This window comes from Paenibacillus sp. EKM10P, assembly GCF_011800655.1.
Lineage (GTDB): Bacteria > Bacillota > Bacilli > Paenibacillales > Paenibacillaceae > Paenibacillus > Paenibacillus polymyxa.
The window spans coordinates 664516-677697 of the sequence record NZ_JAALET010000002.1 but is presented as its reverse complement, the minus strand read 5'-3'; the positions used below and the strand labels follow the sequence as shown (position 1 = coordinate 677697).

Sequence of the window (13182 nt, the reverse complement as noted above, 5' to 3'; positions counted from 1 at the left end):
CTTATAATTCATAAAAACTCCCAGCCATATGTAAATAAATTGGTTGGGAGTTTTTTGTTAGTATTTTGCTATATTTACTACATTGTTAGCGAAGTTGCCTGTCAATCAATTCCTCTAGCGCATCAGCTATATGATCTGGTCCATAGGATAGTTCTTCCCTGCTTAAGCTCAACCAGGCATGACGCTCATCCATATCGAAGGCAGTCTCAAGCCAACCGGACAAGCCTCTGCCTCTACGATCTACTTCTACAAGCACATGTACCCCCTCGGGTTCCAACTGCATAATCAGCTCTAGCTCCTCGATATCCCGTGCATACTCCGAGCCAGGCGTAAACTCAAACTCCTGCACAAATGGAACACCGCGTCCAAGCTTGGGGTGACGTTCGCAGGTGGAGGAACGGAATCGGAAGCCTAACAGGTGAACCGCCTCAAACACCGTACTCATATAAGGATGCGGCTCGATTTTAAGTGAATCACGATCGGTCGGGTCCAAAGCCATGCCAATATCCAATGCTGTTTCCAGCCAGACAGGCTGTTTGGCATGAGTAACAGGGGTTTCCAAAGGCAATCTGAAGGAAAAGGGGATTTCAAGCTCCTGTCCTTGCTTTAGATGAAAGCCATCAGATACCTTGATCCGCGCAATGCAGCAGGTGGTGACGGTTTTTTTATCATCGTGCTCTACGATATATTCAGTCTTGAGCTCAATATCAATTTTGCCGATTTCCTGATCAATTTTACCGCCCTTGATACGTATGATGCCGCTAAGTTCTTCTCCAGGCACATATACAGTTTGATCCACTAACGTATCGACTTTGGCTGAACCGATTCCTGCACTTGCTAAGATCTTGTTAAAGAAACTCATCATTCCGTCCCCCCGATAATCTTATGGTTATGGTAAACACACGAAAACTAAAAACCTGTACAGCTTAACCGGATATACGGGGAAATAGCTTAAACCGTTCCAAAAAAATGCAAGAAAAAAGTAATGGAAAACAAGTAGGCTCATAGAGTTTGCTGACCCATGTAGCTTACTAATCGCAGTTCACTTTATGGGGAGGTATAAAACATTTACGACAACGAGGCTCATAAGCCTCAGAGTCACCGATCATCACGATAGGTCCTACAGTGGAAGGTTTTCCATTGACCATACGCTGTGTAAATACTGCTTCCGAACTGCCGCATACAGCGCAGAAGGAAGTCAGCTTTTCGATGTCATCCGCCATAGCGAGCAGACCACCGACATAGCCAAACTCCTTGCCTCGGTAATCCAGATTCAGCCCATCGGCAATGACATGCTTTCCGCAATAAGCTAACTCTTGTATGAGCGACATAATATGTCGACTGAAAAACTGGACTTCGTCAAAGGCAACCACATCGGCATCTTTCGTTTCTTGCAAAATATGCTGAACGAGCTCATCCGTAAGTTTTCTTGGAATAGAGATAGCGGGTAGCCGATATCCGATCCGACTTACAATTTCGTCCTCGGCATAACGGTTATCTTCAGCTGGTTTGTAAGCGACCACCTTGCGATGCCCGTATTGGATTAGTTTCTGACAACGGCGAATTAATTCGCCGGATTTTTCACTGAACATGGGGCCTGTAATTATCGTAATTCGTCCTGTAGGCAAAGCGAATTCCCCTCTCTTAACATGTACATTACGCTGTAAATCTTCATCTCCGAAAGAAAACGCCATTATAGATTACCATAACGAGCCACATACAGACTAGAGAAAATATATTGTTTTTCGACATGTTTTTGTATGTCTATTCTTAAAACGTAAATGTGGTCGTCATTGCTCTGCCGCCGTGGGCATGATATGGTGAAGCGTAGTGGAATGAAGGGAAGAGTGGAAGGCATGGACGAAAAAAACACGGATTATAGTGCCAAAAGAAGAGCATTACTGGAACAAGGACTGATCAGCCCGCAAGCTCTGGAGCTAATCATTGAGCTGGAGACAGAGCTAGATCTTCTGAACAAGCAAAATGAATCGTTCCGCAAGGCGTTACGAGCCAAATCAGCACAAAGTCCAAGAATGTCTACCAAATTACGAGATGCGCTGTATGAATGATATGGAGAGATATCTAGATTAGGTAGATGATTTGCAGCCTATGCCTAAACGCTATATTTTGTACAGTGAAATAAAGAGAGTACAATAAGCTATATATAATCAATGTTAATGGAGGAGAAACATGACTATACATTGTGATGTCGCTATTTTGGGTGGAGGAACCGGAGGGTATGTAGCAGCAATTCGCGCAGCTCAGCTCGGCAAGGAAGTGGTTATCATCGAAAAGGACAAGCTTGGCGGAACCTGTCTGCACCGAGGTTGTATACCAAGCAAGGCTTTGCTGCGCAGTGCGGAAGTATATGCAACGATTAAAGAAAGTGCGCAATATGGTATCGAGACATCGGGAGCACAGCTTGTATTTCCCAAGGTTCAGGAACGTAAGGAAGCCGTTGTGGAGCAGTTACACCAGGGCGTTCAATTTTTGATGCGTAAAAATAAAATTACGGTGCTGAGCGGTAAGGGACGCGTGATTGGACCGTCTATATTTTCTCCTAAAAGCGGAGCAGTGGCTGTGGAGCTAGAAGATGGTGAGATGGAGACGATTGTTCCTACACATCTCATTATTGCAACAGGATCACGTCCGCGTGTGCTGCCTGGATTGGAGCCAGATGGCGAATTTATTCTGAGCAGTGACGAAGCATTGACTATGGAGAAGCTGCCAGCATCTCTGATTATCGTAGGTGGTGGTGTCATTGGCGTGGAATGGGCTTCCATGCTGAATGATTTTGGCGTGGAGGTTACAGTGGTTGAGGCCGCAAATCGACTTATTCCTACGGAGGACGAGGACGTTTCGCGTGAAATGCAGCGCTTGTTAACCAAGCGTGGTGTCAAGGTGCTGACGGGGGCACAAGTGTTGGCCGAAACCTATGGCAAGGATGAGGAAGGCGTACAGATTGACGTGCAAAAAGGAGAAGAAACCGAAACTCTCAGTGCTTCCAAACTGCTCATTTCTGTAGGTCGTCAGGCGAATGTGGAGAATATCGGGCTGGAAAATACAGATATCCGCGTGGAGCGTGGCTTTATCTCGGTTAATGAGCATTTGCAGACAAATGAGCCACATATCTACGCCATCGGGGATTGCATCGGCGGCTTACAACTGGCCCATGCAGCAAGTCATGAAGGTTTGCAGGCAGTTCATCATTTGGCGGGCGAAGAATTTCACAGCGTACCCAACTATATGATTCCGCGGTGTATTTACACACGTCCTGAAGCCGCAAGCGTCGGCTTGACGGAGCAAGAAGCCCGTGAACGTGGACACCAGGTGAAAACAGGGAAGTTCCCTTTCCAAGCGATCGGGAAATCGCTAGTATACGGTAGTCGGGACGGCTTCGTTAAAGTGGTGGCGGACCAGACAACTAATGATATTCTCGGTGTACATATGATCGGTACGCATGTAACGGATCTGATCAGCGAGGCCGCTCTTGCGCAATTGCTGGATGCTACGCCGTGGGAAGTCGGACAGCTTATTCATCCGCATCCAACGTTGTCGGAGATTTTGGGAGAAGCGATGCTGGCCGTTGATGGACAAGCGATAGGCATATAAACGTTTCAAATAAATCGGTACTTTTCTTTTTGGGGCGAAAAGGATTATAATGGGGTTAGTCAGAGTTTAGTACCAGGTTTTAAGACAAGATGGTACTAGGTGCTGAAAGTAGGATGTTTGATATTTAAGGAGGTGCCTCAATGAGTTCTAAAGGCGCTGTAGACGCTGGCTTCAGACATGAACAGCTGGGACTTACTCACGGACAAGTAATTGATATGTACAGATATATGTTGCTCGCAAGAAGATTTGACGAGCGCAACATGCTCCTGCAACGGGCAGGAAAAATTAACTTTCACGTTTCCGGTATTGGGCAGGAGGCGGCACAAGTAGGTGCAGCTTTTGCTTTAGATCGGGAAAAGGACTATTTCCTTCCCTATTACCGGGATTACGGATTCGTGCTTGCAGTCGGCATGACACCGCGCGAATTGATGTTGTCGGCATTTGCCAAGGCAGATGACCCTAATAGCGGCGGTCGCCAGATGCCGGGGCATTTTGGTAGTAAACGACTGCGTATTGTGACAGGCTCCAGCCCAGTGACGACACAGGTTCCACATGCAGTCGGTGTAGCGCTGGCCGCCAAGATGCAGAAAAAGGATTTTGTATCGTTTGTTACGTTTGGGGAAGGCTCCAGCAATCAGGGGGATTTTCACGAAGGCTGTAACTTTGCGGGTGTACAGAAGCTGCCAGTCATCATTATGTGCGAGAACAATCAATATGCGATATCGGTTCCGATTCATAAGCAGTTGGCAGGCAAGGTAAGCGACCGAGCATTGGGTTACGGATTCCCTGGTATTCGTGTCGATGGTAATGATGCGCTAGCCGTATATGCCGCAGTGAAGGAAGCACGTGAACGTGCTGTCCGCGGTGAAGGTCCTACGCTAATCGAAGCCATGATGTACCGTCTGTCCCCTCACTCCACTTCGGATAATGATCTGGCTTACCGGACCAAGGAGGAAGTGGATGAGAACTGGGCCAAGGATGGCGTAGCCCGCATGAAGAGTTACTTGATTGAATGCGGCATTTGGGATGAGGCCAAAGATGCAGATCTGTCGGCCGAACTGCTGCTCGAAGTCAAGGAAGCCATTGAATATGCAGATAATGCGCCTTTTCCTAAGCCCGAAGATACGCTACTGCATGTGTATGCTGATAGCGATGGGGAGGGTCGGTAATTATGGCGATGATGGAATATATTGATGCGATACGTCTTGCTATGAAGGAAGAAATGGAGCAGGATGAAACGGTTTTTATATTAGGTGAGGACGTCGGCGTAAAAGGCGGTGTTTTTACAACGACTAAGGGGCTCATGGACCAATTTGGTGAGCAACGTGTCATGGATACACCATTGGCAGAGTCGGCGATTGCAGGGGTTGCAATTGGTGCGGCAATGTACGGAATGAAGCCGATTGCCGAAATGCAATATTCGGACTTCATGCTGCCAGCGACGAATCAGATTATTAGTGAAGCTGCTAAAATCCGCTACCGCTCTAACAACGATTGGAATTGTCCGGTGGTGATCCGCGCACCTATCGGTGGCGGTATTTTTGGTGGTTTGTATCACTCTCAGTGTCCGGAATCTATCTTTTTTGGTACACCGGGTCTAAAAATTGTTGCTCCATTTACACCTTATGACGCCAAAGGATTGCTGAAAGCAGCCATTCGTGACCCTGACCCAGTGCTGTTTTTTGAAAATAAAAAATCCTACAAGCTGATTAAGGGTGAAGTGCCTGAGGATGATTATATCGTTCCAATCGGCAAGGCTAATCTACTGCGTGAGGGTGACGATATTACGGTCATCGGTTATAGCCAGCCATTGCATTTTGTTATGCAGGCAGCTGAGGAATTGGAGAAGGAAGAGGGCATTACCGCACATGTTGTGGATTTGCGCACACTCCAGCCATTGGATCGCGAAGCCATTATCGAGGCTGCACGACATACAGGTAAGGTCTTAATCGTTCATGAGGACAACAAAACGGGCGGTATCGGTGCCGAGGTATCAGCTATTATTAATGAAGAGTGTCTGTTCGAACTGGATGCACCGATTGAGCGTCTGTGCGCTCCTGATGTGCCAGCCATGCCGATCAGTCCACCAATGGAGAAGTTTTATATGTTAAACAAGGATAAAGTGAAGGAAGCCATGCGCCGTCTCGCCATGTATTAATATAGAGCAGATTCGGGCGAAAGTATTCCAAAAGAGTAGTGGGGCAGCGATAAAACGCGCCCTTCTATGATGTTAAGGAGTTGAAAAAAATGTCAGACCAAACACAATGGAACGACGTGACCATGCCGCAATTGGCTGAATCACTCGTATCGGCAACAATTGCCAAATGGCTGAAACAACCTGGTGACCCAGTAGAGCAATTTGAGCCAATTTGCGAGGTCATTACAGATAAAGTGAACGCTGAAATCCCATCCACATTGGATGGCATTATGGGTGACCTGTTGGCGGAGGAAGGTCAGACGGTAGCGGTAGGCGAGTTGATTTGCCGTATTCAGACGAAGTCGGCTGCACCTACAGCATCAACAGGAGGAGCGGCACCAGCGGCATCAGCATCTCAAGGCAACGTACAAGCACAATCCCAGCAGAGTGCTGGATCGGATCAGTCCATGCGCGGACGTTTTTCTCCAGCAGTTCAAACTCTGGCTGCTGAGCACAATGTGGACCTAAGCAGGGTGCCAGGCACAGGCATGGGGGGAAGAATTACTCGCAAAGACGTGCTGAATTTTGTTCAGCAGGGCGGCTCAGCTCCAACTGGAGTGACTGACCAAACGACTGGGACGACCCAAGGTCAAGGATCTCCTTTTGCAGGAATACAGCAGTCCGCCGCTCAGCATAGTGCACCAGTTCAAAATATGGACCCTACAATTCCGGTGCGCAACAGCGGCATTCATTTAACGGAAGCACCGAAAGTTCCTATGATTGAAGTTGAGGGTGGGAACAATAACAGATCCGAGTATTTTATTGATGTTACACCTATTCGTAGTGCAATTGCCCGTAATATGCGGCAAAGTGTTTCGGAGATTCCTCATGCCTGGACGACGATTGAAGTGGATGTGACCAATCTGGTGATGCTCCGCAACAAGATCAAAAACGAGTTCAAGCAAAAAGAAGGCATCAATATTACGTATCTGGCTTTTCTCATGAAAGCAGTCGTGAATGCAATCAAAGAATATCCGATCATGAATTCGGTGTGGGCAGTCGATAAAATTATCATCAAAAGAGACATCAATATTTCGTTGGCCGTAGGCACGGAGGACTCTGTTCTTACTCCTGTTATTAAAAAAGCCGACCAAAAAAATATTGCTGGTTTAGCTCGTGAAATTGACGATTTGGCACGTAAAACTCGCGAAGGTACACTCAAACTGGACGACATGCAGGGTGGAACGTTCACCGTCAACAACACCGGTTCCTTTGGTTCCATTTTATCTTATCCGGTGATTAACTATCCGCAGGCTGCAATTCTTACCTTTGAATCCATTGTCAAAAGACCAGTGGTCATTGATGATATGATTGCGGTGCGCTCGATGGCTAATCTGTGTCTGTCGCTGGATCATCGTATTTTAGACGGAGTGATTTGCGGACGATTCCTGCAACGGGTTAAAGAAAATCTAGAAGGCTACACCTTGGATACGAAGCTGTACTAATCATCCGAACAGTTAGGTAAATGGACGGAGAGGAAGTGACAGGCCGTGAACAGACGACCGCTTGATGTAACCTATACGAATAGGATGGAATATGCCCATGCTTGGGATGTTCAGAAGGAGATTGTGGGAAAGCTGGATGCGGGGGAGGCGAGAGAAACGCTTATGCTTCTCCAGCATCCGCCAACCTACACCATTGGTTCCCAGAGGCATCCTGAGCATCTGCTCCTCACACCAGAGCAACTGAAAGAGCAGGGCATCAGCGTCTTTCAAATTGATCGTGGGGGAGACATTACATATCATGGACCAGGGCAACTTGTCGGATATCCCTTACTTGTGCTTGGCAACCGAGAGGCGTTAAATCTGCACGGATACCTTCGAAGTTTGGAAGAAGTGATCATTCAGTTGCTGGCATCTTATGGGATTGAAGGGAGTCGTAAGCCTGAATATACGGGGGTATGGATCGGGAATCTTAAAATTGCGGCCATTGGTGTCAAATTTAACAAGTGTAAGCACCGTCGGGGCTTCGTAACCAGCCATGGCTTTGCCTTTAACATCAAGTCAGGAATACAGCATGAAGGTTTTGAAGGCATTGTTCCATGCGGAATTCAGGAATACGGTGTGACATCATTAGAGGACTGTACACAGCAGTCTTTTTCGGTAGAGCAGATTGCGAGGGAAATTGTGCCGTACTTTGAACAGCAATTTTCATTTGCTGCGCAATGGCAGACGCATTCCTTCTAATAAAAGGTCAGGCGGGCAATTGTGTGATTGACACGGGAGCCCGCCTGTTTGTTTGCTTGTGCAGCAGCTCGTCCACACATAGCTTGTAACGGATCTTGGGTAGCCCAAACTTGAGCGGTGTAGTTGTTATAGTGGCATAATAAACGGCTCAATCACCATGAACAGCGTAGAACCAATCATAGCTGCGAGCATAACGTAGACGAAAAAACGAACCCATTTTTTGTTAGACATGTGTAACTCCTTTAGGATAGGTTTAAGTCATAGATAAGAACATCTATCCGTATTGTAACGTAATCGGGAAAGAGAGGAAAGTTTAATGACAGTAGAGATAGTAAAAGATCGAATCGTACAGGAATTTATGGAACTCGTACAGGTGGACAGTGAAACAAAGCATGAACAGGAAATATCACGTGTTCTGAAAGAAAAGTTTAATGCACTTGGACTGGAAGTCGTAGAAGACGATTCCCGCGAAAGAACGGGACATGGTTCGGGTAATTTGATTGTTACCTGGAAAGCGGAAGGTGTGGAGCAAGCACCCAAAATATTTTTTACCTGTCACATGGATACCGTAACTCCAGGTAAGGGTATCAAGCCGCAGTTGGGTGAGGATGGCTGGATTCGCAGTGATGGTTCAACAATTTTGGGTTCGGACGACAAGGCTGGGATTGCTGCTTTGTTCGAGGCGATTCGTGTCGTGCGCGAGCAGAACATTCCCCATGGTCAAATTCAGTTCGTGATTACGGCTGGAGAGGAATCTGGTTTGATGGGTGCACGGGCGATGAAGCCGGAAGTGCTGGATTCTGACTTCGGATACGCTTTGGATTCGAACGGTGAGGTGGGTTCTATTTGTATAGCTGCTCCCACACAGGCACGTATTGAGATGAGAATTACTGGGAAGTCTGCACATGCGGGAGTCAATCCTGAAGACGGCATCAGTGCCATTCAAGTCGCTTCTAAAGCAATTTCTAAAATGAAATTGGGACGCATTGACAAGGAGACGACCGCTAACATCGGCAGTTTCGAAGGCGGCGGGGCGACGAATGTGGTCTGCGATTTTGTATTGATCCGTGCGGAGGCTCGCAGTATTGTACAGGAAAAGGTTAATCATCAAATTCAGCATATGCGTGAAGCGCTCGAAACCACTACGCGTGAATTTGGTGCCCAGGGAGAGTTCCGTAGTGAAGTCATCTATCCAGCATTCAGCTTTACGGAGCATGATGAAGTTGTACAGGTTGCTCAGCGTGCTATTCAAGGGCTGGGACTGGCAACATCAACCTTCCATTCGGGTGGCGGCTCAGATGCTAATGTATTCAACGGGCTTGGAATTCCAACGGTGAATTTGGCGGTGGGCTACCAGAACATCCACACAACAGAGGAAAAGATCAAGGCCGATGATCTAGTGAAGGTTGCTGAAGTAATCGTAGCTCTGATCCAAGAAACTACAAAGTAAGACTTACTTTTTACATCTACAATATACGAAAAAGGGTTCAGGCTAAAGAAAGGAACGGTGTTCCTCCTTTAGATCTGAACCTTTTTTGGAACAATTAGCGAAGCAATAGTAGCTGTAGGTCCATATTCCTTTTGCCATTGACGCAGGAGGGCTTGAATCTGCCAGGCTTTGCCGACGATATGGAGAGTGGTTTCAGTCCGGTAGCTTTTCATGTTCTGAAATCTCCTTATAACAGAAGTTTTGATATACTACCCCCAGCATATGTTCCAAGTGGACAAGTTAGACTAATGTTGGAGATAATTAATAATGAAAGAAAGATAGAAGACGAAGGAGGAAACATGCCTGATGAACGACCAAACGAACGAACAAGTGAACAATCCAACAAGCCATGCACTTCGCAAGCCTTATTCCAATCCTGCGCTGGAGGAAAAGACCGTATCCACACAGCCTATCTTTGAAGGAAAGGTCATTACGGTACAGGTAGACACGGTAGAGCTTCCCGACGGCTCAACTGGAAAGCGTGAAATCGTCAAGCATCCAGGTGCAGTGGCAATTTTGGCTCTGCACGAGGGGAAAATGCTGGTGGTGGACCAGTACAGACAAGCTATGGGGCGCTGTGAGGTTGAAATCCCCGCAGGCAAGCTGGAGCGAGGTGAAGACCCGATGGAAGCAGCGGGACGTGAATTGAGAGAAGAAACAGGCTATACAGCCAAATCGTTGAAGCTGCTTCACTCTTTTTATACTTCTCCTGGCTTTGCGGATGAAATCATACATTTGTATGTGGCCGAAGAACTGGAGCGAGGTGCGATGGAACCAGATGAGGATGAATTTCTGGAGCTATTTGAGGTGACGCTGGAAGAAGCACACACACTTATTCGTGAAGGGCGCATTAGTGATGCCAAAACGATTCTGGCCGTCTATGCGTGGCAACTCCGCCAACAAACAGGGAGCTTCTAAGCGGATGGACACCAACATAATAGAACTTAACAACTACTTTGCAGACCTGCATATTCATATTGGCAGAACGGAGAATGGAGCTCCAGTCAAAATTAGTGGTAGCCGTGACCTAACGTTTGCCAATATAGCCAAGGAAGCCTCCGGTCGCAAAGGGATTGGGCTCATTGGGATTATTGACTGCCATGCCCCTAATGTACAGGAGGATATTCGTCGCTATTTGTATACAGGTGAAATGGAAGAAATCAGCGGTGGTGGTATCGCATACGGGGATACAGTGATTCTACTTGGCACGGAGCTGGAAATACGGGCTGAAGGTCGTCCCGAAGCACACGTACTGGCCTATTTTCCTGATCTGGCGGCGATGGAGGATTTTACCCAATGGCTGACGAAGCATATGAAAAATGTCAATCTCAGCTCACAACGGATCTACGCACCGCCACGTGAGTTGCAGCAGCAAATTTACGGACGTGGAGGCATTATGGTGCCTGCGCACGTGTTCACTCCGCATAAGGGCATTTATGGCAGTTCTGCAGCCCGTATGGAGGAACTGCTGGATATGGAGTTCATTAGTGGGGTGGAACTGGGGCTGAGCGCAGATTCATCTATGGCAGGCTTGATTTCGGAACTGGATCGCTTCAGCTTCCTCACGAATTCAGATGCCCATTCACTTGGGAAAATTGGACGAGAATACAACAAATTATCACTGGCGAAGCCAAGTTTTAATGAATTCAGGATGGCTTTGGAGCGACGTGAAGGACGACGTGTGTGTGCCAACTACGGTTTGAATCCCAAACTTGGAAAATACCATCGCTCTTACTGTCAGAGCTGCGGTACGATTATTGATGAGCAACAGATGGCGGACGAACGCTGCCCTAACTGTGGCCATACCAAGCTGGTGCGGGGTGTGCTTGATCGAATCTGGAGCATCGCCGACCGTGAACAGCCCGTAATTCCCTCCCATCGTCCTCCGTACATTTACCAGATTCCGCTGGAATTTATTCCAGGCTTGGGTAAAGCCAAGCTGAACCAGCTGTTAGCAGCCTTCGGAACAGAAATGAATATTTTACATGAGGTTACGCAGGAGGAACTGTCAGGGGTCGTCGGTAAAGTGTTGGCAGAGCAGATTGTGCTTTCACGCGAAGGACGCCTGGCGCTTGTATCCGGTGGTGGTGGAACATACGGAAAAATAGCAAAATCCTAGTAAAGTTTCCTAGTCAAGTCTTGTCTCCGTAAAAGGCATATCAGCGTCTGCTTGTTCATAACCATAAAATATCTCTGCCGTTGGCTTGGCGCATCATTCGTGATGTTAGATTTGCAGCGGAAGCTGCCCCATTCTAGCCATCAGCCGTCGGATTACGGTTGTTTTTTGGACAAACAAGCAGATGAAAGGGGCAGGACTCGATGCAATGGTTTCGTCATACGTTAAAGGATCAGACGTCATATTACGTTTTCTTGGCTGTGCTGTTTCTTGTAGGAGTTGTCTTTGGCGCACTCATGGTAAATGCACTCTCCCTAGAACAGTTACAGGATTTGTCCCGTTACCTGAAGGATTTTTTTGTGACGGTCAACCAAAACAAGCAGGGCTTTGCTGATTCGCAGGCGGCCTCAACCTTTTGGGACAGCGTATCTCTACATCTTAAATGGGTGGGCCTCATTTGGGTATGCGGGCTTTCGGTCATTGGACTCCCAGGTATTCTTGTGCTGAATTTTCTCAAGGGTGTGCTGATCGGATTTTCTGTAGGTTATATGGTAGGGCAATATTCGTGGAAAGGACTATTATTTTCATTGGTTTCCGTTGCCCCACATAACCTGCTCGTGATTCCGATACTGCTCGTCTGTAGTGTGGCTGCGATGACTTTTTCCATTCATATGATCAAAACTAAAATACTTGCTACTCGGCCATCAGACGGGATGTTGCGTCCGTTGCTTTCTTACGCAGGATTGACTGCTGTGATGATGGTGCTGCTTATCGGCAGCGCGTCCTTTGAAACTTGGGTCACCCCGGTTATGATGCAATGGGTCACTCCTATGCTGACGGCTTCCGTGACATCTTGATCTCATTTCAAAATGTTTGACTTTATTTGTATAGACCCCCTATAATAATAGGAGTGAAAAAAAGTGCAGTAGGCAGTAGCTTTGCAGGGGGAGGGAGACACATGGAAGCACGGATCGAAAAAATTAAGCAGCAGTTGCAATCCCAGGGCTACAAACTAACGCCTCAGCGGGAAGCCACCGTCAGAGTTTTACTTGAGAACGAAGATGATCATCTGAGTGCGGAAGATGTATTTATGCTCGTCAAAGAGAAAGCTCCCGAAATCGGTCTGGCAACCGTATACCGTACCCTAGAACTGCTAAGTGAACTGCATGTCGTGGAGAAAATTAATTTTGGCGATGGCGTTGCGCGGTATGATTTGCGCGGCGATACAACCAAACATCACCACCACCATTTGATATGTGTGCAGTGCGGCAGTGTAGATGAAATACTGGAAGATTGGCTTGGACCGTTAGAGGAGCGTTTGGAACGGGAATATAATTTTACTGTAGTGGACCATCGTTTGGACTTCCACGGTATTTGTTATCGTTGTAAGGCGAAGAACGATACGACCGCCCAAAAATCCTTGGGTAAAACCAAGAAAAACAAATCACAGGATTAATAAGCTGACTACCCAAGCTCTCACCGACGAAGACGCGTTCGGGAGAGCTTTTTTGGTTCGGAATTTGCTGTATGGGATCATGTGGTATAAAACAGAATAGCTTGTCATACCCTTCCATAGAGAGCC

Annotated in this window: 15 protein-coding genes; 11 read left to right on the top strand and 4 right to left on the bottom strand. The window is 47.2% G+C overall.

Annotation, left to right across the window (positions count from 1 at the left end):
• Positions 1–85 precede the first annotated feature (85 nt).
• Positions 86–862 carry a sporulation protein gene (locus HFE01_RS08545; RefSeq protein WP_031461691.1) on the bottom strand — a complete coding sequence of 259 codons (777 nt, stop codon included), beginning with the start codon at positions 860–862 and terminating at the stop codon, positions 86–88.
• 169 nt (positions 863–1031) lie between these two features.
• The gene (locus tag HFE01_RS08540; RefSeq protein ID WP_026065459.1) at positions 1032–1628 is read right to left on the bottom strand and encodes a thymidine kinase; all 597 of its coding nucleotides are present in this window, start codon (positions 1626–1628) and stop codon (positions 1032–1034) included.
• 207 nt (positions 1629–1835) lie between these two features.
• Between HFE01_RS08540 and HFE01_RS08535 the strand changes: the two genes are divergently transcribed.
• The 6 genes from HFE01_RS08535 to lipB all read left to right on the top strand — a co-directional run bounded on the left by HFE01_RS08535 (position 1836) and on the right by lipB (position 7995).
• Entirely contained in the window at positions 1836–2069 is a 234-nt protein-coding gene (locus HFE01_RS08535; protein ID WP_017427510.1) for a hypothetical protein, read from the top strand.
• Positions 2070–2190: 121 nt separating this feature from the next.
• Positions 2191–3612: a dihydrolipoyl dehydrogenase gene (lpdA, locus tag HFE01_RS08530; protein ID WP_031461689.1), complete on the top strand. Its 1422-nt coding sequence runs from the start codon at positions 2191–2193 to the stop codon at positions 3610–3612.
• A 140-nt stretch (positions 3613–3752) separates the two neighbouring features.
• Positions 3753–4781 (top strand): thiamine pyrophosphate-dependent dehydrogenase E1 component subunit alpha, encoded by a 1029-nt coding sequence (locus HFE01_RS08525; protein ID WP_013371751.1) that lies wholly within the window; start codon positions 3753–3755, stop codon positions 4779–4781.
• Positions 4782–4783: 2 nt separating this feature from the next.
• On the top strand, positions 4784–5770 hold the full coding sequence (locus tag HFE01_RS08520; RefSeq protein ID WP_107733399.1) for an alpha-ketoacid dehydrogenase subunit beta: 987 nt from the start codon (positions 4784–4786) through the stop codon (positions 5768–5770).
• Between the two features lie 89 nt (positions 5771–5859).
• Positions 5860–7254: a dihydrolipoamide acetyltransferase family protein gene (locus tag HFE01_RS08515; protein ID WP_107733400.1), complete on the top strand. Its 1395-nt coding sequence runs from the start codon at positions 5860–5862 to the stop codon at positions 7252–7254.
• Positions 7255–7299: 45 nt separating this feature from the next.
• Entirely contained in the window at positions 7300–7995 is a 696-nt protein-coding gene (gene lipB, locus HFE01_RS08510; RefSeq protein WP_107733401.1) for a lipoyl(octanoyl) transferase LipB, read from the top strand.
• 126 nt (positions 7996–8121) lie between these two features.
• Here the strand turns inward: lipB and prli42 are convergent, their stop codons facing one another.
• The gene (gene prli42 / locus HFE01_RS08505; protein WP_016822268.1) at positions 8122–8226 is read right to left on the bottom strand and encodes a stressosome-associated protein Prli42; all 105 of its coding nucleotides are present in this window, start codon (positions 8224–8226) and stop codon (positions 8122–8124) included.
• Between the two features lie 85 nt (positions 8227–8311).
• Between prli42 and HFE01_RS08500 the strand changes: the two genes are divergently transcribed.
• The gene (locus tag HFE01_RS08500) at positions 8312–9445 is read left to right on the top strand and encodes a tripeptidase T (protein ID WP_107733402.1); all 1134 of its coding nucleotides are present in this window, start codon (positions 8312–8314) and stop codon (positions 9443–9445) included.
• 68 nt (positions 9446–9513) lie between these two features.
• Here HFE01_RS08500 and mciZ read toward each other — a convergent pair whose 3' ends face one another.
• A complete protein-coding gene (gene mciZ, locus HFE01_RS08495) occupies positions 9514–9657 on the bottom strand; it encodes a Z-ring formation inhibitor MciZ (RefSeq protein ID WP_016822266.1) in 144 nt (47 codons plus the stop codon).
• Positions 9658–9790: 133 nt separating this feature from the next.
• Here mciZ and HFE01_RS08490 point away from each other — a divergent pair, with 133 nt between their 5' ends.
• The 4 genes from HFE01_RS08490 to fur all read left to right on the top strand — a co-directional run bounded on the left by HFE01_RS08490 (position 9791) and on the right by fur (position 13056).
• On the top strand, positions 9791–10402 hold the full coding sequence (locus tag HFE01_RS08490) for an NUDIX domain-containing protein (RefSeq protein ID WP_107733403.1): 612 nt from the start codon (positions 9791–9793) through the stop codon (positions 10400–10402).
• Between the two features lie 4 nt (positions 10403–10406).
• Positions 10407–11603, top strand: coding sequence for an endonuclease Q family protein (locus HFE01_RS08485; RefSeq protein ID WP_107733404.1), 1197 nt, complete (start codon positions 10407–10409; stop codon positions 11601–11603).
• A gap of 200 nt (positions 11604–11803) precedes the next feature.
• Entirely contained in the window at positions 11804–12457 is a 654-nt protein-coding gene (gene spoIIM, locus HFE01_RS08480; RefSeq protein ID WP_016822263.1) for a stage II sporulation protein M, read from the top strand.
• Positions 12458–12558: 101 nt separating this feature from the next.
• Positions 12559–13056, top strand: coding sequence for a ferric iron uptake transcriptional regulator (gene fur, locus HFE01_RS08475; RefSeq protein WP_016822262.1), 498 nt, complete (start codon positions 12559–12561; stop codon positions 13054–13056).
• The last annotated feature ends 126 nt before the right edge of the window (positions 13057–13182 follow it).